The organism is Pseudanabaena sp. FACHB-1998 (assembly GCF_014696355.1).
Lineage (GTDB): Bacteria > Cyanobacteriota > Cyanobacteriia > Pseudanabaenales > Pseudanabaenaceae > Pseudanabaena.
The window spans coordinates 145,529-167,349 of the sequence record NZ_JACJQA010000027.1; the positions used below are offsets into that span (position 1 = coordinate 145,529).

Here is a 21,821-nt window from a genome sequence, read left to right on the forward strand (position 1 = left end):
AGCATCCCATCATCTCAACTCCATCACCCCCTCATCAATCTTTCCCCAAATCCTTCCCTTCCCCGTCAAACGCAAAGAAGTAAGCTCATCCAATCGCCTCAAAACTTGCCAACTTTTCCCGAATTGCATTAACTCCATTCTTAACCATTACAGCGAACTTGCATAATACTTCGCGATCATCCCAATCTAAAAAAGCTGAATTTCATCAAAAATTACTCGTCATCCCCAGCAATAGAAGCCAAAATACTCAAAATCTCAGCCGAACTAATATCATCGCGATCGCTCTTTGAATAGATAGTCAACAGCAGTACATTAGTCGGCGACTCCACTTGATAAACCAAACGATAACCCGCGCTTTTTCCCTTTTGGATATTGCTATTCTTCACCCTGACCTTAATCACAATATAATTTTCACCCAAACCAGCAATGCGATCGCCAACAAAATTACCAGACTGAATTTGCTCAATCACACTCACAATATCCTTACGAATATTGCGAAATCTTTTGGAGAGGCGATACAGATTTTCTTCAAACTCATCAGCAAACCTGATAGAAACGAGACTATTTTCACTCAGCATCGATTCTGTCCCACAATTCAGAGATTGGTCTGGTTTGTCCTGCCTTAGCTTGCTGAAAAGCCCTTTTCAAACTCGCCTTCACCTCCTCAATAGGCGTATCATCAGGATCACTCTCTTGAACAGGTTCAGAAAAAAGCACAATCACACGGACACGCCCAGATATATTCCCATCAAAAGGATGATCTAACAATAAATGCCCTTCACGATCGACTGTACCTGAAACTTCTAAAGCTCTCATTTAGATAACCTCACTGTAATGAGAAATAAGAATATACTGTAAATCTAATATAGCCTAGTCATTTAGATATAGACCTTTTCACCAAGACTTACCTTTCATTGCATCAGGAAATAACAAGCGATCGGATAACCTATCTTGATCCAACGCCTCAATCAAATATGCACCCGTTGTTTTTTGTTCTTCAATATCAGCATCATTTAACCAAGACTCTAATAAACTTACAGCTTTCTTTTGCCTCTCTTTCTGCATAAAAGCAGATGTCAACATTTGAATCACAAACTCTTCAACAGTAAGACTTTGCTGATTAGCTGCTTGAAATAACGAGCTTTCTAAATTTGGTGGAAGGTCAAGAGTGAGAGTCATAGTTATTTCCTCATCTATTACTACTACAAGCTTTCATAATACTTTAGAATCGCCAACGGCAAAGACAACACAATTTGATAAGTAGCAAAGCGCGATCGCCTGATTCGACTACCGTAGCGCATACTCCACAATCGTCCGATCCTTTGACTCCAAGATCACCAGCTTATGAGTCCAGCCAATTTCTGCCACCAATGGTGTCAGTTTTTCATTGCCGTGGTAGGTAAGGAAGAAATCCCGCATTCTCCAAATACTCCGCGCCGAAAACCCAGCCATACCATGAAACTTAACCTGCAAATCCTGAGCTAATTGTTCCACTACTGACTTACCCCAACCAGCGATCTCTTGACGAGTAACGATTAACTCACCAATATCCCAATAAAGCGCCATTAACTCTCGATTAACCGCCTTTAAAGCCTCATACTGAGCAGCAAAACGATCCGTGCTGACAGCCTACAAATAGAGAGAAAATGCAAAGCATTTTCTCTCTATTTGTAGTTTTAATTTCTAGGCAACTCGATTGGGAAAAGAGATTTCGAGAACCACACATCCAATGTCTGTGTAAAAAGAACCATGAACTTCATAAGGTGGTCTACTGGCATAATGACCAGTCTCTAGCCACATCTCAAAGGCGCGATCGTAGAGCCGCCCACTAACAATAAATATTTCCTCTGGATAGTTATGGCTTTTGCTGCCAAAATCCTTAGTATCAGCTTGAGGATAAAATCTCGTTAAGCGCGTATATTCGCCAGTTTCTTGATCTACGCTTAAGGTTAATTCTTCGACCATGCCCTCTAGTCCTGCGATCGCTTGCCATTGGGCTTTATTATCTGAGTTCAGAGGGTTCCAGTAGGTAGTAATAGATTTTGGCATTTTCTTCTTAAAGCGCAGTAACTCAACCATTGCTATAGAATATAAAACATGACAGAGACAAATTGGCAAATTCTAGAGGCTGTGGAGCCGCCGACTTGGTTAATTGAGAAAGTTGGTAAGTTTGCCGCGCAGTTACTTTGTCAGCGTGGGATTGTGGAACCTGCACAGGTAGAAGCTTTTTTATCTATTGAAGCCTATCAACCGACTAGCGCCTTTGAGTTTGGCGAAGAGATGCATCAAGCGATCGCCCGTATCGAAACAGCCTATGCTCAAGGAGAAACGATCGCGATTTGGGGAGATTTTGATGCAGATGGAATTACGGCGACATCGGTATTATGGGAGGGATTAGGACAGTTTTTTGCTCAAGGTGATCGCCTGTTTTTTTATATTCCCGATCGCCTGAAGGAGTCGCATGGAATATCCTTACGGGGTTTGGATGAACTGCGATCGCAATGCGCTTTAGCAGGAAAGAATCTAGATTTGATTATTACTTGTGATACGGGTAGCACTTGCTTAGAGGCGATCAAGTACGCTAATTCTTTGGGAATTGATGTGATTGTCACCGATCATCACACCTTACCCGATCAGCGTCCGCCCGTGGTGGCGATTATTAATCCGCGCTATTTAAGCAAAGAGCATCCATTGTTCCATTTGTCGGGAGTAGCAGTTGCTTATAAGTTAATGGAAGCGCTCTATACTACTTTGCCCGAAGTACCGACCAAACCTCTAGAGGATTTGCTGGATTTAGTGGCGATCGGTTTAGTTGCGGATTTAGTTAATCTGTCGGGAGATTGTCGCTATTTGGCTCAAAAGGGAATTGATATATTGCGCCAAAGGAAGCGCCTCGGCGTGCGGATGCTTTTAGATCAATGCAAACGAGTTGGCGATCGCCCGATTGATATTAGCTTTGGAATTGCACCACGCATTAATGCGGTGAGTCGGATCTGGGGCGATGTGCGTAAATGTGTGGAACTTTTAACAACTAAAGATGAGAAGGTTGGCAAGAATCTCATAGAACAAACAGAATTGGCGAATACCCAGCGTAAGGCGCTCCAGAAAAAGGTGTTTAAACAGGTAGAATCCAAAATCGAACAGATCGATCTATCCACAACGGGAATTATTATCCTTGCTGATCCGCAATGGTCGGTGGGCGTTTTGGGATTGGTGGCGGGACAGGTGGTGGCGGAATATGGTCGTCCCACGATTCTCTGTACGGTTGAGGATGGAATCGCAAAGGGGAGTGCGCGATCGCTTGAGGGTATCAATCTCTATGAGTTACTCAAGGGGCAAGAACATCTTTTAGAGAGCTTTGGCGGACATCCCCTCGCAGGAGGTTTGAGCTTTAAACTAGAGAACTTGCAGGTCTTAATGGAAGCACTCGATCAGCGATTTTGGAGCCAATATGGGAAATTGCAAAATAAAGGTGTGATCGTTGATTTAGAAGTCACGATCGCGGATTTGAATAAAGATTTATTTAATCAACTAAAACAGCTAGAACCCTTTGGTATGGGTAATCCCTATCCAAAATTGTTAGTTCGGAATTGTGAGTTTATCCATAAATTCAATGCTAATATCCGCACGGCAAAGGGACAGAAAGTTGAATATATCAAGACAGAATTCACCATAAGCGATCGCGAAGGTAATCAAATTCGGGGCGATTGGTGGGGACATTACAGCTATGAGTTACCTGACACGCCCTGCGATGTTGTAGTTGAGCTAGTGGATAATGCTTTTCGCCGCAGCTATGATGTGCGCCTCATTGATGTCCATGCTCAAAATGTTCCCTTATCTGCCGAGTTGCCCAGTCTTGATACAACTTCGCTAACGATCGCCTCAAATTTGCAAATCATTGATTGGCGAGGTCGTGATATTACCGAATTAGAACAGGAAGCCGCAATTCTATGCGATCGCTGTCCCCATAGTTGGCATGATTTCAATAGCATTACCCATCAGGCAGCGCAAGCTCAGCAAGCCCTTGCCCTTGTTTATGCTCATCCTGATAAGCTCAATGGGGCGATCGCTTGGCAAACTCTGATCGGGCTGGCGAAATACCTCAGTCGCACAGGCAAAAAAATTAGGCGATCGCAACTAATTGAGAAGCTAGGAATTGATGATGTGCAAGTTTTGCAAATTGGCTTAGATGAACTGTCAGTTTATGGCTATGAGGTACAGATTGCAGAAGATAAAATCGAGCCGACTAATCCATTAACTGATGTGAAGCTTCGCCCTCATTTCCCAACCCCTTCTCCCGCAGGAGAAGGGGAACAAGACCCATATTATTCTGTTATTCCCCTCTCCTGCGGGAGAGGGGCTAGGGGTGAGGGTGAGGCGATCGCCACATCCCAGTTTATTCAAGCGGTTAATGAACTAAAATTTCAGCAACAGTTTTTTGATCGGAAATTAACGACCTTAGCCAAGAAATAAAAAAGAGTCGCAACGCGACTCTTTTTTATTTCTTGGTTCTAGGCTTTGCCACAATCGTTTCGATGGGGACATCTTCACTTAAGAGATAGGTCACCGCCTTAGGACTCAGCAACATCGCCTGCGAAAGTAGCGATCGCGCCGTGCTGTAATTCGGTACATAAAGCTGAAGGATTTTGCGCTTAATTAATGGCGAAGTCGCCACAAAAGTCTCCCGCGCAGTGCGCCATTCCGCATCGGAGCGACAAAATAGCCTTAGCGCCAAATCCACCGTCGGTTGCTTGCAATTAGTTTCATCATTATTCAAAAAAGAATAGAGGCGATCGTAACGCCGACTAATCTCAGGAGCGAGACAAAGCACTAATAAATCACGCTCAAAATGTCCCAATTCAAGGCGATCGCAAAGGGTAGGAATCGCTAAGCGAATATTCTGATATCGACTAACTTCGATGCGATTGCCATAGCGCCCAAGGGGATGTTGAGCGGGAGGATTTTGAGGCGGGATGCTGCCACCTTTAGAGGGATCAAGGGCAATAAAGCCTTTCCACCAATGACTAGTGGAGCGATCGGCGGGATTTCTTGCTACTCGCTCCACTTCTTGATTAGTCTGCCGTTGTTTCGACAGCGATCGCATGAGTACACGATCTAGCCATGCCAATTCTGCTTTGAGGTATGACCAGTTATCCGCAAAGGGCTGTACTTCAGGTAAAGAAGGAACTTCACCTACTTCCCCAATCATGCTACGCCTCGGCGCAAAGTTCCACGGATTAATCCCGCCACAATCACCCCAAAACTAAGTAAAGCGATCGCCGCCTTAGCGATCGACATATCTCCCCAAGGCGCAGTAAATACGACACTATCCCAAGCCCAAGTACTGTGGCTATACACATAGCGAATCGGCTCGATCGCCCAAGAAAGTGGATTCAAGCTAGCAATCCATTGCAGCCAAGTCGGCATAAAGGTAAGAGGTGCAAGGGCCGTACTAGAAAACATGAGAGGCAAATTTACCAAGAAGATAAAAGCAAGCATCTCTTGATGTCCGGGCATCGCAAAGGCAAGCCCTAAACTCAACATCGTGAAATCGACAATCAGTAAAGTCAAAATCATTCCCATCATCGCCAGCCCACTCAAAGTTGGCAAACCAGCCCCCATCAAACCACTCACAGAGACGATCGCCACCGTCTGCACCATGCTCAACACAATTATAAAAATTGCCGAAGCCGTAATAATTGAAAATCGCGACGCAAGGGGGGCAACTAAAATGCGGTTGAGAAAACCAAACTCGCGATCAAATAGCATCGGTAAGCCTGAGTTGAGCGCACTACTAAAGGCTGTAAACACAATGATCCCCGCCGCCAAAAACTGCACATAGGTCTGATCATCGCCAACTAAACCTTTGGGTAACCCACTAAACAACGCACCAAAAAGTAGCAACCACATCAAGGGCTGTAATACCCCAGCAATTAAGGTAGTGGGGCGGCGACGCAATTGGATAAATAGCCTTGTGGTCAGAGCCGCCACTTCTTGACTAAAATCCGCAGTCCAAGAACGGGGAGTTAAAGGTGTAACTTGCTCAACTTGAGGTTCTTGGGTTGGTAAAGGGGGAAGGGAGGTTTGAGTCATATCATTAATTCGGACAAATTAGCCACCATTATCATCATAACGTTTAATCCCTATTCCCAAAATGGTGTTGCCATTTTGGTTAAATCACAAAACCCGAAGACGAGTGGCAGCGCTTCGCGCCGCCACTTGTCTTCGGGTTTTATATCCTAAGACAAGCTCCTAATAAATAGCTTCCTTGGGTTTGACCAAATTAATCGCTCTCAAGCCTGAAATTACCCCCGTACCAATCACCGCACCCGATAAACCGCGCATCGTATTTTCGATGGGAATAACGGGAATCAACATATTCCAAACTGGTTCTGGCCAGTTGAAAAGATAATAGGTAAATGGAACTTGGCTAAGATGAGCCAATCCGCAAATCATCCAAGTACCACCAAATATCCCGATCGCTACTTCTACAAAATTGCTGTTGCCAATCAACCGCGCAAATAATGTCCGTGTTGGCAACACAAATAGAATTACGGCTGACCAATCGACAAAAGCACCGAGAATAAAAGTATTTACAGGAATCCCATTGCGGGCGATCGCCAAATAGGCATAAGCCGCAAGTTCGAGAATAAATAAAATTGTTAAAACTAAATACCAATATTTCCGTTTAGGGTGATCGCCCATCGCTCCTGCCGCAAAACTGGCGATCGCTGCTCCCCAAATAGCGATCGCAGGTACACCAGCCGTATAGGGCGCAAGAAATACACCAATTAAAGTACCCATACCACTAGCTAAAGCCCCAGCCCAAGGGCCCAGCAACCAACCCAACAAAGGATAAATGCTTTGGCTTAGGGGAATCCCTTTGCCTGAACCTAACACAATCGAAAAGGGAATAAAAGCCAATACGGTAGCTACAGATGCCAGCACAATAATGTAAGCGATCGGTGCGCCATCGATCGCCGCACCACCCATCGTTTTTACTTCCCGTTCTATTCCTTGAGGAGTCTGATTTTCGCTCATAGCAGTACTTAGGCTACTTAAATAAATTGGTTTCGTGAGTAACACCAAGCCAAGAAAATTTTGGAAAGCGATGCTTTGCATCGCTTTCCAAAATTTTCTTATAGCTCGTTTGTTCGGCAAGTGCGTTGCTGTAGTTCATTTTATCGTTTTATCGCAACCCCCAAAGAAAGTTACGGTAAAGCTAAATCTCCTCAATTTTTGCTTTAGTTATTGACTTAAATTCTCAAATAGGTTTAAGCTATGTTTAATAGTTATTGCAAGTAATTCCTTTTAGTGTCCTCCTTAGTATATTGTTTGGTTTCCCGAAATTAATGAAAAAAGTTTTATTTTCGTCCGTTAATCTATCTATAACCGCAGGCTTACTAGTATTACTAGGTTTAACAGCCTGTGGTGATAGTAATCAGCAATCCACAGCCCCCAGCAATCCCACAACGACAGTTACTAAAGCTGCGGATAAAGATCCTGCCAAAGATGTAAAAGCAACTACCGCAGCCGCCCCAGTCCCTGTCAAAGAAATTACGATCGCCTTTGCGACTCGGCGTGATACGAAAGATTTACAAGCAAAAGTCGATCAAGCAACTGCGATTTTGTCTAAGGAACTAGGAATGCCCGTGAAGGGAGTAATTGGCGATGAAACCGCTTCCGTAGAAGCCCTCCGAGCTAATCGAGCGAATGTCGCTTTTGTCAGTGGTCGTGCTGCGCTCAAGGCGGAACAACTCTCAGGCGCAAAAATGTATTTAGCGGAAGTCCGTGCTGATTATTCGGGGGGCAAAACCTATAAATCCATATTTGTAGTTCCTGTCGATAGTCCGCTCAAAACTCTAGACGATCCCCAAAAGAATGTCGAACAGTTGCGCGGCAAAAGGATGGCTTTCACTTCACGCTCATCGGGATCGGGATTCATTTTCCCAGTGAGTGAATTAGTTGGACGCAAGCTAGTTGATGGGCCCGATCGCCTAGATCAATTCTTTGGACAAGTTACCTATGGGGATGGCTATAGTAGCGCCTTGCAAGCAGTTTTGCGCGAACAAGCTGATGTCGCCGTAGTTTCTGAATACGCTTTGCTACCGCCTTGGATTACCGAAGAAGAAGGTAAAAAATTGCGAGTTCTGCATTCTGTTTCCGAAGTTCCTGCTCATGGGATTGCTATTGATGACAGTGTGCCTGCGGATGTGCGCGAAAAGCTAGTTACGGCTTTTTTGAAGTTCAATGAGCCTCAAAACAATGAGTTGTTCCGTAGCCTCTACAACTCTACGCAACTAGTCAAAGTTGACCATGAAACCCACTTAGCAAGTATGCGAACAGCCTTACAACGCGCTGGGCTGAAGCCTTAATTTTTTACTTCCCATTTAAAATCATGCTTAACTCTGTTAAAGATCATTCCCATAGCTCGGATCAATCTCCTAAAAGCTCTGCGATCGCCTGTCGAAATGTGCGTACTGGTTATCAAGCATCCTTAAAGCGCCCCATCTTAAATGGAATTGATTTGCAAATTAACCAAGGGGAGTTTGTGGCTCTACTTGGTTTAAATGGCGCTGGCAAATCGACCCTATTGCGATCGCTAGTGGGGCTAGTCCCCGTCGAGCGTGGTGAAATTCAAGTTTATGGAAATCCAGTTAGCTCTGCGAATATTGGCGAAGTTCGCAAAAATGTTGGCTTTCTCTTTCAGGGGGGCGGACTGGTGGATCAGCTTTCCTCTTTAGATAATGTCCTCTGTGGTTGTTTAGGAGAATTGACCACATGGCAAAGTCTTTGGGGCTTTCCGAAACGCGATCGCCGCCTTGCCATGCAGTTATTGCAAAAACTTGGACTTCAAGAGCAAATCTACCAAAAAGCTAAACAACTAAGTGGCGGTCAACGTCAACGAGTAGCGATCGCCCGTACCCTCATCCAGTCACCCCAAATCCTGCTTGCGGACGAACCCACGACGGGCTTAGATGTGTCAGGAATCGAACAAGTCATGGAAAGCCTTGCCGAAATGCATCGCAAAGGCTTAACCGTGGTGGTCGTATTGCATGATTTAGCCCTTGCCGCCCAGTACGCAGAGCGGGCGATCGTATTGCAAGAAGGGCAGGTCTGGTATGATGGAGATTGTCAAAACCTTGAAAAGCAATTTGCGAGACTGCAAAATCTTTCTTTAGTCCAGTCCGCTAGCGCCGCCTAATGAAACTTCTCGATCAGATTCGCTCCTACACTTCTAGCCGCTATCATGTTTGGTTGATCAGAGGCATCGCAATAGTAGTTCTAGGGTGGGCTTATATCTGGTCGCTCAAGGGGCTTAAAGTTAATCCTGAATTAATCAAAACTAGTCTGCCCTACATGGCGGATTTTTTGATGCGGCTCTGGCCCCCTGATCTCAGTATTTTAGATGTTGCTATCAAGGCGCTGATCGAAACTGTGCAGATGTCGCTCTGGGGAACCACCATCGGTGCAATTTTATCGATTCCCCTTGCATTGTTGTCTGCTCGGAATTTATCGCCCCTCTGGTTACGCTGGCTAGCAAGCCTCTTACAAAATGCCGTGCGTTCAGTTCCGTCGATTATTTTGGGATTATTTTTTGTAGCCGCTACGGGTTTAGGTGCTCCCGCAGGTACTTTAGCGCTGGGCATCTACACCATTGGCTATTTAGCAAAATTCTATCAAGAGGCGATCGAAGCAGTAGATCGGCGATCGCTAGAAGCATTACAAGTCAGCCGAGCTTCGTGGTGGCAAATTGCTCAGTATGGAATTTTGCCGCAAGTTCTGCCCCTCTGTCTCGGCTATACCCTCTATATGTTTGAATACAATATTCGCGCCGCATCCGTTTTAGGTGTAGTGGGTGCGGGAGGAATTGGCTTTGAACTGGTGAGCTATATCCGAGGATTTGAATATAACAAGGCAACTACGATGATGTTAGTTTTGCTGGTAGTAGTTACTTCTATTGATGCAATCAGCAGCCAATTACGCAACAAGTTTAAAGCTGACTAAAAAAACAAAAAAAATGCCGCGAAGCGGCATTTTTTTTGTTTTAATTCACAAAAGTGTGATCACACTTTTGTGAATTAAAATAAAACCCAGAAAGGATTTTTAAATTAATAAACAATACTGCGGACTTTCTATTTTATAAACCAGAGGGCAAACCCGTAGGCTTACCTTTAACACTAGTGACAATTCTGCCCCAGCCCGCTTCACCACCACTGTCCCAGAAAATTTGTTGCATCACGCTATAGTCATAGGGATCATACTGCCCACCCACACCAACATCATAGCTATCATCCGCACCATGACGGGTTCCATAGGGATCATGGACTAGCCATACTTTCTTGTCAGGGTCGTGACCAACGATAATACAAATATGTCCACTCCCCTTGTAAGCAAAGCCTACAACTACAGGAATATTTGCCTTTAGGGATAACAGTAAATCATTAGCAGAAAGAGAATAGCTGAAATAAGAATCAATCCCTATTTCCTTTAAAGCCCATGTTTGAGCATCGTGATCGGTGGTATCACCATACTTACCCACAATTCGCATATAAACTGATTCAGGCTCAGGAAATCCCTGTGCTTGTGCTTGGCGGGTTAATTCACCACCGAGCAGAAAGTCAGCCAACATCGTATTGCTAGTGGTGTTACATTGTCGCCATCCGGGACCAAAAACCGCTTCATCGTTATCTAGTTGGCAGCAGTATTTAACTGGTAACTTGATGAGACGATTGAGGTCTTCTCCCTCAATTTTGACATGGGGATCGTAAGCATAGACCTTTTGCAACATGGTCTTCCCATCTTTGGCAGGAAGGGGGGAAGCTAAGGTCATTGACAAATGTTGATTGCGATCAGGACCATATTCAGTGACAAAAAAAGTCTGCCCTTTCTTAATAAAAATTTTTTCGGAATCGGCTAAATCCGTAGACCCAAGCAGCTTTTTCTTGAGAAATGTATCTGCTTCGGCGATCGCTTTTGGCATAGGATAACCTCGGAATAAGTTCGATAATGCTATAAATCATCGCATAAAGGCATCATCAAGCATATAAATTTTCTCAATTTTTATATATAGCGATGGTGAATTGTAATACCAAAGCACAAAATGGCTATGCCATTTTGTGCTTTGGTATTATGGGGTTTGGCTTTCAATTCACAAAAGTTTTTCCGCAAAAAACTTACATTAACTTACTTACAAATATCAGCGCTTGCATTGGCTCTAAGCTTCAAGTTAGCAATCACCATTACCTCAGGGTCTATTGGGCGCTTTTCCCTTAATCATCCATACTTCAAAGGAAAAGTTACTTGCTTCATTGGATAGCACAGTAATTGTATAGGTTCCTGCATCGGGGAAAAAATATCGACCACTTCCCATTAATAGATTCGGATCTCCCGGTGGAACACTTCCATCAGGATGCAGAATCGAAATTTTGCTCAGTTTACCTGACAGAAGCTTAATAAAAATCCCCCTCCCTGAAGCACCTTCTATATTATATTGCTTAGGCTGATTAGGAAAGATCTGATCAGAAACGATGTAACTAGAGTTATTAACTGGAGAATTCTGGGGAAGCGTTTCGCTAGGCGGTGTGTTTATAATAGTTGGCTGCGATGTTGCGATATTACTTTTGGGAGTTGCTTGGGTAGGTACATTTACATTTTGAGAAGAAGTTCCACTTATCGGCGCGATCGCCTTACTAGGTTGCGATGTTACGGTATTACTTGGGGAGGGTGAGGGGGAAATCGCATTCACATTTTGAGTCGAAGTTTCGTTAATTGAATCTCTTGTGTTACTAGAAACTGCGATGCTGTTCTTTTGATTTGACTTGGAATTTGCATTAATAAAGAACAGAATAGATAAAGCACTAGTGATTATTCCTAGGGATATAGCAGCAATCCATAGTCCTAAATTCTTAGGGGAAGAGGACTTTGATGCTATGGAATTATGGGATTGCATCACGGTAGACGCTGGACTACGCCTTTGTGTTTTATAGCCAGAACGGTCTGGTTGCGTAGGAGCCACGGTGATAACTGACGATCGCAAATTTGATGAATTAAGGGGTAGGGCAGTTATGAGATCGGTTGATGGGAATTGACGGATTTGTTGAAGTAATGGAGCTAAAGCGGCTAAGACTTCATCGGCAGATTGATAGCGATATTGGGGGCGATCGCTGAGCATTTTTTTGAGAATACTCGTGAACTGGGGATTAAGAGTGGGCAAGTACTTTGCCCATTGCCACGAGCAAGTCATCTCATCAAACAAATATTCAGGATGCTTGCCCGTCAATAAAACGATGACTGTCACTGCAAGAGCATACAAATCGCTACTGGGATAGGTTTTACCCGTTTTTAACTGCTCAATAGGAGAATATCCAGATTTACCTACGGCTGTTCCCTGTGGTGCAAGGGATTTTTCTAACTCCGCTAGCTTAACCACGCCAAAATCAATGAGTACAGGCAAGCGATCGCTATCTCTGAGGATCAAGTTGTCTGGCGAGATATCACGATGGATTAAATTTTGGCTATGAATATAGGAGAGTACAGGTAGAAGGCGATCTAGAAAATGTAACGCTTCCTCTTCCGAAAAAGTTTCACCTTGCTTTAGCCGATCCTGTAGTAGATGACTATAGGGTTTGCCTTGGATAAAATCCTGCACGAAAAACAACCTTGCATTTTCCTCAAAAATCGCTCGAAAACTTGGAATTTGAGGATGCTGGATTTGATAGAGAGTAGCCGCTTCTCTTTGAAATAGTTCCTTAGATTTAGAGAGGGTGTACTCATCTCCTTTAATGGGAATGTATTCTTTGATGGCGCATTGTTCATTAAATCTTTGTTCGTCCAAAGCTAAATAAGTTCGCCCAAATCCTCCCTGTCCAAGAATTTGAACAATCCGAAAGCGTTTCTGAAGAATTTCGCCATGGGCTATGGGTAAAGGACTCATAGGATTATTTGGTTTGAACTGTAGGAGTGGCTAAGGGAATAGGAGAAGGTAAAATGCGATAGAAAATAGCGATCGCATAGGTCGTTAAGCCCACTAAGATAAATGCTATTCCTAACCATACCTTATTAAAATTTAGTTGTTGTTCCTGTTGATTTATTTTTTGCTGTGCTTCCTGCTGACGCTTCGTTTGACGCTCTTTTTGCAAGCGATCAATCTCATCCAATGTATGTAAAATCATCTCACAGTCCGATGGACGATCAACAGGTCTAGGGGCTATCAGTTGCTCTAGGAATTTCGCAAAATCCTCAGATATCTTTGGCGCAAAATCTCGCCAAGTATAGGTATTAGTATGGGAGTCATGCATATCAAGGGGATACTTGCCCGTAACTAAATGTAAAAAAGTCATCCCTAATGCATAAAAGTCTGATTGGGGGACGGCAAAACCTCGCTCTTGCTCAGGAGAGGTGTATCCTGCGGAGGTAATTTGAGTGATGCCGCCCACACTCCCAACTTTAGCAAGGTAGGTATAGCTAGCTTCGCGGGCTGTGCCGAAGTCGATCAGTACTAGCTGTCCTGAGGGTCTGATCATGATGTTGGAAGGTTTAATATCACGATGAAAATAGCCATTTTGATGCACTACTTTTAATATTTTAGTGATTTGACGCATCCAAGCGATCGCCATCTTTTCGGTGAGTGGGTTATGACTCCGTATCCATTCATAGAGATTAATTCCTTCGATTTTCTCCATGACAATGCCATGAAGCATCTTTTTATTGGGCAAATTATGATGAATATAGGCTGCAATTTTAGGCAAACCCGCAGAATCAATTTTTCCTAACAAAAATGCTTCCTGTTGGAAAAGGGAAACTATTTTAGGCTGATTGTTAAATTCGTGGCTAAGTATTTTGAGGACTTTCGGTTGTTGGTGAAGATCTTCTACTTCATAAATCGTTCCAAAACCACTTTTATCACTTAACAGTTTTTTTACAGTATAAGTACCATCAATTATCAATTCACACTTACACTGTAAGCAAAACTCTGCTGTGTCTGGATTTTGGCGATCGCCATTGCAGTCTGGGTTGATACAAACTCGCATAGATAGAGCCTTAAGTGAGCCTAACTGTCAGCAAAAACATTTTACTCTATACTCCCAAAGGATTGCAGAGCTTTGCCCTACCATCTTCGGGAGAATTATAGCGGATTTTCCTTGAATATGTACTCATAGGAAAACAAAAAATCAATCCTCGTAACTTATAACAGTTGGCACTTTGCCACAGGCAAAGTGCTATAGCAATTTAAGTTTTGCTGAGGACATAAAACCCAAAAAGCGAGTGGCGGCTCGAAGCGCCGCCACTCGCTTTTTGGGTTTTTGTTTGTGCTGGCTAATTCTTGCTTTGCTATAACTGCTAGAAGTTACGACAAATAGCCTAGATGCTTACTGGAACAGCCCGATCGCCCCTCGCGTCAAAACTGCTATCAGGAATTATGTATGCCGAGTTAAGTCCATGACCCACCCAATGACATCCCAAGCAAAATCAAAAGCGATCGCCTTAAGTATCCTCTCCGCCGTCTTAGTTAGCATTCCCAGCTTTAGCAAAATTAGCCCAGTCGCCGCCGCACCCATAGATTTTGATTCCGAAGAAAAAGTGACGATGGAAGTCTATCGCTCGGCAAATCCTGCGGTCGTCACGATTAAAACCGCAACTAGTACAGGCTCAGGCAGCATCATCACCCCTGAAGGCTTGGTAATTACAAACGAGCATGTAATTCGCGATGCAAAAAATGGCAATGTTCGTATCATTAATACTCAAGGTAAAACTTATAACGCGCAGGTTCTCACCATTGATCGCAAAAATGATTTAGCACTGGTGCGAATTCTGGCTAGCGATCGCTTTCCCACCCTGCCCTTGGCTGACCAAAATAATATTCTGGTTGGACAAAAGGTATTTGCGATCGGCAGTCCCTTTGGTTTGTCGGGAACCCTCACCACAGGAATTCTGAGCCGTGTCGCCCAAGGTGGTGATCTCCAAACCGATGCCCGTCTCAATCCCGGCAACTCAGGAGGTCCTTTGCTTAACTCCCGTGGTGAAATGATTGGCGTTAATAAAGCAATTCTCAGCCCCGATGGTCGCTCTAATTCAGGAATTGGCTTTGCTACTAGCGCTCCTATTGCTAAGGCTTTCATCACCCGCAGTGCTGCCATCATCCAAAGCCCGATCGCCAGTCTTCCCAATTCCTCCCGCACTTCGACCATTGCGCCAGTAGTTTCTACGACCGTGGCTCCATCTCCAGTAGTTCCCGTTGCCAATTCGGATATTAATGCGGCTCGTCCACAATTGGGTCTAGTTCTAAATCCTAGAAATCTGATGGTTTATGAAGTTCAGCCTAATTCCATCGCAAGCCGTATGGGGCTGCAAAAAGGCGATCGCCTCATCGGGCTAAATGGTGCGCCTATCCGTGATCCTCAGCAAATCACGAGCTATCTATCCCAACGTCCCGCGATCGCCCTATTAACTATCGCGAGAAGTAACAGTGTCACTAATTATCAAATTAAGTTCTAAAACCCAAAATGGCGTAGCCATTTTGGGTTTTATAGCTGTTGCCATTCAAAAACCCAAGAAGCGAGTTGCGGCGCGAAGCGCCGCAACTCGCTTCTTGGGTTTTTGAAAGTGATCATTACTTTCTGGAATAAGGCGACGCATTGCGTCGCCTTATTCTATTTCTAAGTCGCGCAAAAATTTAGCACTATCTTCAGGCATGGCTGTATTAATATACATGCCACTACCCAACTCAAAACCTGCCGCCTGCGACACACGAGGCACGATCGCCAAATACCAATGGAAATAATCTGATTTTTTCTCATCCGTTGGCATTGAGCGAATTGTGTAGTTATAGGCAGGATTATTCAGCCCATAAAACAACTTGGAAAGCACTGTCTTAAGATTATAGGCAAGGTCATTTACTTCATCGTCATTGATTTCCCCAAAGTTAGAACTATGCCGACGGGGAAAAACCCATATATGAAAAGGAGACAGAGCCGCGTAGGGGATAAAAGCTACGAAATGATCTGTCTCTAAAACAATTCTTTCCTTCGCTTTTAGCTCGTCATTGAGGGTATAACAGAATAAACATTCGCCCATATCATCAAAAAAGCTCGTCGCTTCGATCATGCGATAGCGAATTTGGGAAGGTACAACGGGGGTGGCGGCTATTTGGGAGTGAGGATGCTCTAGGGAAGTGCCCGCACTCTCTCCATGATTTTTAAAAATGATGATGCTAGCAATTCGCGAATCTTTGCTAATGACGTTATAGCGATCGCGATAGGATCGCAGGACGTTAATCGCATCAGAAACTTCCATCATGGCTAAGTTCGCATTATGCTCAGGATGCTCAATGATAACTTCATGATAGCCAACTCCATTAATGGAACGATGAATCCCTTCGCTCTGGCGAAGGCGTTCGCCCGTCGGTGATAGAGCAGGATATTTATTGGGAATAATTCTAACGCGCCAGCCCCTTTCATCGGTAATTCGCAAACTCTCTGGTTCTGAAGGGTTTTCATTACCCATACAAAAAGGACAATTATGTTTGTAAATCGGTAACTTGAGAGGAGTATCTTCCTGCGATCGGGCAAATTCATGGGGACGCTTCGCTCTCTCAGTAGCAAAGACCACCCAGTCTTTAGTGATTAGGTTTTGGCGCAAATGTGACATGGCAATTGACAAAGCTCAGGGAGAGAAAACGAAAAAACTATCTCGTCCCTGTTGCTTAGCACGATATAGCGCCACATCCGCTTGCTTTATCAGCAATGATGGGGCTTCGAGGATGCTGGGAAACAGACTAGCAACTCCGAGACTAATCGTAACTATATCGCTGATATCAGAATTTTGGTGAGGAATACTGAGTTTTTTAACAGCCATCCGAATTTGTTCAGCAACAGTGATGGCTCCTTGTAAATCTGTATTTGGCAAGATCACCGCAAACTCTTCTCCACCATAGCGAGCAATTAAATCCGCAGGTCGGCATAAAGTTTTTTTGATATTTTGAGCAATCTGCGTCAGACAATCATCCCCCGCTTGATGTCCGTAGTAATCGTTATAACGTTTGAAATAATCAATATCAAACAGTAGTAAAGATAAAGGTCGCTGCTCCCTATGTAATCGATCCCATTCCAATTCTATTCTTTCATCAAAGCAACGCCGATTTGCAACTTGAGTCAATCCATCAATATTTACGAGCTTTTCTAGTTCTAAATTTGCCTTGCGTAGAATCGACTCAGCATATTGCAAATCGGCTTCGGCTTTTTTGCGATCGGTAATATCAATCACTACAAATCCTACTAGAAATGGAATTCCATGAATATCAAAAATTGGGAAAAACGAGGCAAGCCAAGTCTGCTCAATTCCATTAGGGCTATAAGCATTACTAGTATTCTCTTTGTTTAAAACAGGCTTGCCTGTAGATAAGACTTGCTGAAAAAAAACTTTGATTAAGGGGCTGATATCAGGCAAAATATCGTGAATAGTTTGTCCGATATGCGCTTTTATGGGCTTGTTATTGAACTTAGCTAAGACTTGATTTACGCGAATATAGCGAAGATCACTATCAATGATGCCCATGCCAATCGGTGCAGCCGAGAAAAAACCATTGATCTGGGCTTCACTTTGTCGAAGTTCCAGAGTTCTCTCCATTACTTGAGCTTCAAGATTTTCCATAGCTTGACTGAGAGATAATCTGGCTGTGGATCTCTCATCAATGACAGCCGAGAGAATGAGTGAAGTTAACGAAAACACCCCCATAAAAGATTGCAATAATAGTAATGATTCGTTGGGAGAGACGCTATTATAAAAGCCATAACCTTGCCCTGAAGCATAAATCGCAATCAGAGAAACTAAGCTCACAAATAAGCTGGCGAAAAAACTACCATAACGGAAAACGATCCAGATTAAAATAGGCAGAAATAAATATTCCAGACGATATCTAAATCCAAAACTTGCGAAGCTCACGATCGCAAATAAGATGGATATTAAGCTAATTTCTAATATATTGGATTGACGATGGAACGGTTTAAAGTTTTTCCATAATAAGAGAGTGGGTGTAAATATCAAGTGCGCCAAGGCACTGGCGAGCCACCATGTCGTCCAGCTAATGCCATAACTATTCCATGAAATTAGCCCTGACAAACCAAGACTGGTAATGCCAAATGTAGCGGATACTGTGGGCGAAACAATGGCGGCGATAATATATACCACAATCGTTTGGACATGACTAAAAATATTGGGGTGGGGAGCAAATTTTTTAATTAACCATGTGGCAATTAGGGGCTGGAGGGTATTTCCTAAGGCACAAGCTACATTCAGCAATACATAGTTCGGAATAGATAATGAAGTGGTGGTTTCAAATAGACTTCGAGAAATTGCCCAGATGGAACCACAAATAATTCCTAAAAATACGCGCTTTCCCAATAGAAAAACGAGGGCTAAGGTCATTCCCGATGGAAACCAAACCGATGCTACAGTGCCACGCAAGGTGGCAAACTCATGGCTGAATTGCACTCCATAGGCATAGGCAATTGCTACTAACAGATTGAGAATAAGAAATCTAAAAGCTCCTTTCTGTAATATCCAATTGCCTAACATCTACTCTGCCTTAAATTATCGGATTTTTTTTATTTTATCGTTATATAGCATTTCTAAATCATTTATAGACTTTTACTCCCTTCCCCCCAAGGATGAGGCTTGCGGAAGTGTGCGCTTCCACAAGCCATTTAGGATTGTTATATAGCCTCTTTTAATATCCAAAAACCTGCAAAATGTTCTTCGTCGGGGTTAGTTTGTACGGCTAAAAAGTGGAAGCCTTGAGCCTTCTGTTTGGCAGATTCAAAGGTGTTACCTTGCGCGATCGCCTGTTTATCCTTGGGCGCTTGCAAGTTCGCTAAAATCCAACGCGCATCGGCACTTGCCTCAAGCAACATTTGGGTGCGATCGCTTAATAAGCGCTCAAACTTAATAAATACAGGATCAACTCCCGACATCCAAGCCGCCAGCGCGGTGGCTCTCGCCGAGATAATAATAATCCCCGAAACAAGGGTTTCAGGATCGAGGCTACTGATATCCAGTAGTTCGCTAAAGTCCATCGACCATTCATTCGCGTCCGCAAAGTCTTTTGCCTTGAGTGACACCAAAATCCAACTCTCGCCCGATAAGGCATCGGGGACAGGTTTGGGATCTTGGGCGGCTAATACTTTTAAGGGCAGAGGGTTGGGATCGACAGCCTGAAAACCTTCGCGATTAGGATAAATACTTGCCATTCTTTCGGCAAGCCATGAGGACATCGTAAATACGCGCCGCGAGGCTTGTCCTGTGATCCCCGCAAGGGTACAGCCCCGAATAATAATGTTGGTCATGCTAGGGCGAAAGAAACGAATCTTGATCGGGGTTTCTCCCGTAGTCGCGACACATTCAGTTAGTTGTTTGGCAAGCCATTCGGAGTTAACTTCGTTGGGTGGACATTCACGTACCCATTCAAACTGGCGATCGCGATCGCAGATCAGCAGTTCCCAAACTTTTTTATTATTGGCATCTAGTAAGGGACGGGAATAAAAATCTAACTCCCAAATTTTCGACATAAATTGCTTTTTGGTTTGGCTTGATTATTTTGACTTTTTTCATGGTATCGCGATCGCTACCTCTAAAGGTTTTCAAAGGAAGAAATGGCTACGCCATTTCTTCCTTTGATATAGCAATGTAAGTTTTGCTTAGGACATAAAACCCAAAAAGTGAGTTGCGGCGCGAAGCGCCGCAACTCGCTTTTGGGGTTTTGGTTTGTACTGGCTAAGCTCCTAAGGCAAAGAGATCAAAACTAAACTGACATTGCTTGGACGGGGGCAGCGATCGCGCCTACAACTGGTAGATCACAACGATCTTGATAGACGCTCAGGTCAAACCAGAAAGTTGTCCCCACCCCGACCTCGCTCTTGATATGAATGGTACTGTGATGCTTCTCGATAATATTGCGGACGATCGATAAACCTAAGCCAGTGCCTTCGAGGGTGTGGACTTTATCCTCAACGCGGAAGAAGCGGTCAAATACGCGATCGCAATCTTCGGCAGGAATGCCACAGCCCGTATCTTCCACCTCAATCCGCACATAATTAACGGTGCGATGGGGCTGGGTGGTGGTTTGATCTTGCCAAGGATAAATGCGGATGATCACCTTACCTCCCATCTCTGTAAATTTGAGCGCATTGCCCACTAAGTTTGATAAAACCTGCAAAATTAAGTCGTAATTACCCCAAATTCTTTCTAAGTCTGGTTCAATTTGACTTACAATCTCAATTCCCTTCGATGAAGCATTGAGCTTATAGGTGCGGACGGTTTGTTCTACGGTTTCCGAGAGGTCGATCGCCGAGAAATGGTACTGACGACCTGACTCTAAACGCGAGAGGTCTAGCACATCATTAACTAAACGGGTAAGGCGATCGGTTTCATTATTTGCCGTACTCAAAAATTCTTTTTTCTGATCATCACTCAAATCATCGCCATACTCATGCAAAGTCTCAATGAAGGACTTGATATTAAACAAAGGTGTGCGTAATTCATGGCTGACATTGCTAATAAATCGGCTTTGAGCCGCATTTAGTTCTACCTCACGGGTGATGTCTTGGATCGTGATGGCGATACCCTTAATCGCATTGCTAGAACTTAATACACTGGTAATCCAAATTCTAAAAGCATGGGCTAATACCGAGTCCCCCTTTTCGCCCGAAGCCATGATCCGAAATTCGCCGCCCTCGCGATCGCCTGTAGCAATTTGCATTAGCGATCGCCCCAATTCTTCGCTGAGGCGTTCTGGCAAAACATTCAGAATACTTTTACCTTGCCAGCCATTTTTCTCCAAATCTTGATCCCAGCCCATAATCTTGATCGCCGCAGGATTGGCAAGCACAATCCGCATATCCGAATCCAATAACAAAGCCCCATCGGCAATGGTCGAAACTAGGGTTTCTAGTTTTGCCTTTTCAGCCGTTAACTCCTCAATATTCTGCTCCTCATACTTTTTGAGGCGTTGAGCCATTTCATTAAAACTGCGAATTAATTCCCCTAACTCGCCACCAAAGGGTAGATCAATGCGTTGCTTAAAGTTGCCACTAGCAATATTTTGCACCCCTGCCACTAATTCCTTGAGTGGTCTCGTAATCGTCACGGCATTGGAGGCTGCGCCCAAAATTACCATCGCCCAGATCGACACAAATACTGCCGTAGTCACATCTAGGGTCAAGCTGGAAGAGGCAACCGCCGTGGGATTGGGGTTGATCCCGATCGCAATAATCCCCAAAGATTTGCCATCATGCTGCAAATTCACAAAAATATCAGTCACCTCACCCTGTGGCGTAATATGCTGACGCACAAGCGGGCGATCGGGGCGCATCATGGGGTCTTCAGGTAGCTGAATGCGTCGCCTGATACTTAACGAATTTTGTACCTCATTGGAGGTAAAAGGAATCCCATAAAAAATTTCGCCATCAGGATCGGCATAGAGGATGTAGCGAATACTGGAACTACTGTCGTAAAATTCTTGAGATAGGCGAGTTACCTCTTGCAGATCGTTTTTGGCGACTAATGGGGCAACATTAGCTGCAAGCAGTAATCCCAAATCTTTGCCAAAGCGCGTATCATTGAGACGAGCATCGGTTTGAATATCGTTAACTGCCCAAAATGTGACGGCACTCATGAGCAAAGATACTAACAGCGTAATCAGAGCCATTAGCTTGGTTTGCAATGAAAACTCTGTCCACCAACGTCGAGGTGCTGTGTAAATTTGAAGCAAAAAGTTCATCTTTTTGTAGGCATTGTGGTTTATTTGTATGGCTTTTCGTTTAATA

General features: G+C 44.0%; 19 protein-coding genes and 1 pseudogene. 5 read left to right on the top strand and 15 right to left on the bottom strand.

Going from position 1 to position 21,821, the window contains the following annotated elements; all coding sequences use genetic code 11:
* Positions 1 to 212 precede the first annotated feature (212 nt).
* From H6F42_RS10940 to H6F42_RS10960, 5 genes and pseudogenes are all read right to left on the bottom strand, one after another.
* Positions 213 to 578, bottom strand: coding sequence for a type II toxin-antitoxin system RelE/ParE family toxin (locus H6F42_RS10940; RefSeq protein ID WP_190399385.1), 366 nt, complete (start codon positions 576 to 578; stop codon positions 213 to 215).
* Positions 568 to 816, bottom strand: coding sequence for a hypothetical protein (locus H6F42_RS10945; protein ID WP_190399386.1), 249 nt, complete (start codon positions 814 to 816; stop codon positions 568 to 570). Before H6F42_RS10945 ends, H6F42_RS10940 begins: the two co-directional genes overlap by 11 nt.
* A gap of 78 nt (positions 817 to 894) precedes the next feature.
* Positions 895 to 1,179 carry a hypothetical protein gene (locus H6F42_RS10950; protein ID WP_190399387.1) on the bottom strand — a complete coding sequence of 95 codons (285 nt, stop codon included), beginning with the start codon at positions 1,177 to 1,179 and terminating at the stop codon, positions 895 to 897.
* Positions 1,180 to 1,287: 108 nt separating this feature from the next.
* Positions 1,288 to 1,608, bottom strand: a pseudogene (locus H6F42_RS10955) (DUF1016 N-terminal domain-containing protein); the annotation flags it as partial.
* Between the two features lie 75 nt (positions 1,609 to 1,683).
* The gene (locus H6F42_RS10960) at positions 1,684 to 2,049 is read right to left on the bottom strand and encodes a cupin domain-containing protein (RefSeq protein ID WP_190399389.1); all 366 of its coding nucleotides are present in this window, start codon (positions 2,047 to 2,049) and stop codon (positions 1,684 to 1,686) included.
* Between the two features lie 48 nt (positions 2,050 to 2,097).
* Between H6F42_RS10960 and recJ the strand changes: the two genes are divergently transcribed.
* The gene (gene recJ, locus H6F42_RS10965; RefSeq protein WP_190399390.1) at positions 2,098 to 4,473 is read left to right on the top strand and encodes a single-stranded-DNA-specific exonuclease RecJ; all 2,376 of its coding nucleotides are present in this window, start codon (positions 2,098 to 2,100) and stop codon (positions 4,471 to 4,473) included.
* 25 nt (positions 4,474 to 4,498) lie between these two features.
* On the opposite strand, the gene H6F42_RS10970 is transcribed toward recJ, so the two are convergent.
* The 3 genes from H6F42_RS10970 to H6F42_RS10980 all read right to left on the bottom strand — a co-directional run bounded on the left by H6F42_RS10970 (position 4,499) and on the right by H6F42_RS10980 (position 7,041).
* A complete protein-coding gene (locus tag H6F42_RS10970) occupies positions 4,499 to 5,209 on the bottom strand; it encodes a hypothetical protein (protein WP_190399391.1) in 711 nt (236 codons plus the stop codon).
* Positions 5,206 to 6,093 (bottom strand): ABC transporter permease, encoded by an 888-nt coding sequence (locus tag H6F42_RS10975; RefSeq protein ID WP_190399392.1) that lies wholly within the window; start codon positions 6,091 to 6,093, stop codon positions 5,206 to 5,208. The genes H6F42_RS10970 and H6F42_RS10975 overlap by 4 nt, the downstream gene beginning before the upstream one ends.
* Positions 6,094 to 6,252: 159 nt before the next feature.
* The gene (locus tag H6F42_RS10980) at positions 6,253 to 7,041 is read right to left on the bottom strand and encodes a hypothetical protein (protein ID WP_190399393.1); all 789 of its coding nucleotides are present in this window, start codon (positions 7,039 to 7,041) and stop codon (positions 6,253 to 6,255) included.
* Between the two features lie 311 nt (positions 7,042 to 7,352).
* On the opposite strand from H6F42_RS10980, the gene phnD reads away from it, so the two are divergent.
* Genes phnD through phnE form a run of 3 tightly spaced genes read left to right on the top strand, consistent with a single transcriptional unit; the run spans position 7,353 to position 10,008 of the window.
* Positions 7,353 to 8,375, top strand: coding sequence for a phosphate/phosphite/phosphonate ABC transporter substrate-binding protein (gene phnD / locus H6F42_RS10985; RefSeq protein ID WP_190399394.1), 1,023 nt, complete (start codon positions 7,353 to 7,355; stop codon positions 8,373 to 8,375).
* A 23-nt stretch (positions 8,376 to 8,398) separates the two neighbouring features.
* Entirely contained in the window at positions 8,399 to 9,205 is an 807-nt protein-coding gene (locus tag H6F42_RS10990) for an ATP-binding cassette domain-containing protein (RefSeq protein WP_190399395.1), read from the top strand.
* The gene (gene phnE, locus H6F42_RS10995) at positions 9,205 to 10,008 is read left to right on the top strand and encodes a phosphonate ABC transporter, permease protein PhnE (RefSeq protein WP_190399396.1); all 804 of its coding nucleotides are present in this window, start codon (positions 9,205 to 9,207) and stop codon (positions 10,006 to 10,008) included. Before H6F42_RS10990 ends, phnE begins: the two co-directional genes overlap by 1 nt.
* A 133-nt stretch (positions 10,009 to 10,141) precedes the next feature.
* Here phnE and H6F42_RS11000 read toward each other — a convergent pair whose 3' ends face one another.
* The 3 genes from H6F42_RS11000 to H6F42_RS11010 form a co-directional block, all read right to left on the bottom strand.
* Entirely contained in the window at positions 10,142 to 10,984 is an 843-nt protein-coding gene (locus H6F42_RS11000; RefSeq protein WP_190399397.1) for a C39 family peptidase, read from the bottom strand.
* A gap of 264 nt (positions 10,985 to 11,248) precedes the next feature.
* A complete protein-coding gene (locus H6F42_RS11005) occupies positions 11,249 to 12,937 on the bottom strand; it encodes a serine/threonine-protein kinase (RefSeq protein WP_190399398.1) in 1,689 nt (562 codons plus the stop codon).
* 4 nt (positions 12,938 to 12,941) lie between these two features.
* The gene (locus H6F42_RS11010; protein WP_190399399.1) at positions 12,942 to 14,033 is read right to left on the bottom strand and encodes a serine/threonine-protein kinase; all 1,092 of its coding nucleotides are present in this window, start codon (positions 14,031 to 14,033) and stop codon (positions 12,942 to 12,944) included.
* A 409-nt stretch (positions 14,034 to 14,442) separates the two neighbouring features.
* On the opposite strand from H6F42_RS11010, the gene H6F42_RS11015 reads away from it, so the two are divergent.
* Complete coding sequence (locus H6F42_RS11015) at positions 14,443 to 15,498, top strand: trypsin-like peptidase domain-containing protein (protein WP_242018407.1); 1,056 nt, start codon at positions 14,443 to 14,445, stop codon at positions 15,496 to 15,498.
* Between the two features lie 150 nt (positions 15,499 to 15,648).
* Here the strand turns inward: H6F42_RS11015 and galT are convergent, their stop codons facing one another.
* The 4 genes from galT to nblS form a co-directional block, all read right to left on the bottom strand.
* Positions 15,649 to 16,650 (bottom strand): galactose-1-phosphate uridylyltransferase, encoded by a 1,002-nt coding sequence (gene galT, locus H6F42_RS11020; protein ID WP_190399400.1) that lies wholly within the window; start codon positions 16,648 to 16,650, stop codon positions 15,649 to 15,651.
* Positions 16,651 to 16,665: 15 nt separating this feature from the next.
* A complete protein-coding gene (locus H6F42_RS11025) occupies positions 16,666 to 18,576 on the bottom strand; it encodes a diguanylate cyclase (RefSeq protein WP_190399401.1) in 1,911 nt (636 codons plus the stop codon).
* Between the two features lie 137 nt (positions 18,577 to 18,713).
* Positions 18,714 to 19,565 (bottom strand): Tab2/Atab2 family RNA-binding protein, encoded by an 852-nt coding sequence (locus H6F42_RS11030; RefSeq protein WP_190399402.1) that lies wholly within the window; start codon positions 19,563 to 19,565, stop codon positions 18,714 to 18,716.
* Between the two features lie 233 nt (positions 19,566 to 19,798).
* Positions 19,799 to 21,775, bottom strand: coding sequence for a two-component system sensor histidine kinase NblS (nblS, locus tag H6F42_RS11035; RefSeq protein WP_190399403.1), 1,977 nt, complete (start codon positions 21,773 to 21,775; stop codon positions 19,799 to 19,801).
* Between the last annotated feature and the right edge of the window lie 46 nt (positions 21,776 to 21,821).

Bases quoted from the DNA above. Each gene is read 5' to 3' on its own strand.
- H6F42_RS10940 (WP_190399385.1), bottom strand. From the start codon at position 578: ATGCTGAGTGAAAATAGTCTCGTTTCTATCAGGTTTGCTGATGAGTTT.
- H6F42_RS10945 (WP_190399386.1), bottom strand. From the start codon at position 816: ATGAGAGCTTTAGAAGTTTCAGGTACAGTCGATCGTGAAGGGCATTTA.
- H6F42_RS10950 (WP_190399387.1), bottom strand. From the start codon at position 1,179: ATGACTCTCACTCTTGACCTTCCACCAAATTTAGAAAGCTCGTTATTT.
- H6F42_RS10960 (WP_190399389.1), bottom strand. From the start codon at position 2,049: ATGCCAAAATCTATTACTACCTACTGGAACCCTCTGAACTCAGATAAT.
- recJ (WP_190399390.1), top strand. From the start codon at position 2,098: ATGACAGAGACAAATTGGCAAATTCTAGAGGCTGTGGAGCCGCCGACT.
- H6F42_RS10970 (WP_190399391.1), bottom strand. From the start codon at position 5,209: ATGATTGGGGAAGTAGGTGAAGTTCCTTCTTTACCTGAAGTACAGCCC.
- H6F42_RS10975 (WP_190399392.1), bottom strand. From the start codon at position 6,093: ATGACTCAAACCTCCCTTCCCCCTTTACCAACCCAAGAACCTCAAGTT.
- H6F42_RS10980 (WP_190399393.1), bottom strand. From the start codon at position 7,041: ATGAGCGAAAATCAGACTCCTCAAGGAATAGAACGGGAAGTAAAAACG.
- phnD (WP_190399394.1), top strand. From the start codon at position 7,353: ATGAAAAAAGTTTTATTTTCGTCCGTTAATCTATCTATAACCGCAGGC.
- H6F42_RS10990 (WP_190399395.1), top strand. From the start codon at position 8,399: ATGCTTAACTCTGTTAAAGATCATTCCCATAGCTCGGATCAATCTCCT.
- phnE (WP_190399396.1), top strand. From the start codon at position 9,205: ATGAAACTTCTCGATCAGATTCGCTCCTACACTTCTAGCCGCTATCAT.
- H6F42_RS11000 (WP_190399397.1), bottom strand. From the start codon at position 10,984: ATGCCAAAAGCGATCGCCGAAGCAGATACATTTCTCAAGAAAAAGCTG.
- H6F42_RS11005 (WP_190399398.1), bottom strand. From the start codon at position 12,937: ATGAGTCCTTTACCCATAGCCCATGGCGAAATTCTTCAGAAACGCTTT.
- H6F42_RS11010 (WP_190399399.1), bottom strand. From the start codon at position 14,033: ATGCGAGTTTGTATCAACCCAGACTGCAATGGCGATCGCCAAAATCCA.
- H6F42_RS11015 (WP_242018407.1), top strand. From the start codon at position 14,443: ATGACCCACCCAATGACATCCCAAGCAAAATCAAAAGCGATCGCCTTA.
- galT (WP_190399400.1), bottom strand. From the start codon at position 16,650: ATGTCACATTTGCGCCAAAACCTAATCACTAAAGACTGGGTGGTCTTT.
- H6F42_RS11025 (WP_190399401.1), bottom strand. From the start codon at position 18,576: ATGTTAGGCAATTGGATATTACAGAAAGGAGCTTTTAGATTTCTTATT.
- H6F42_RS11030 (WP_190399402.1), bottom strand. From the start codon at position 19,565: ATGTCGAAAATTTGGGAGTTAGATTTTTATTCCCGTCCCTTACTAGAT.
- nblS (WP_190399403.1), bottom strand. From the start codon at position 21,775: ATGAACTTTTTGCTTCAAATTTACACAGCACCTCGACGTTGGTGGACA.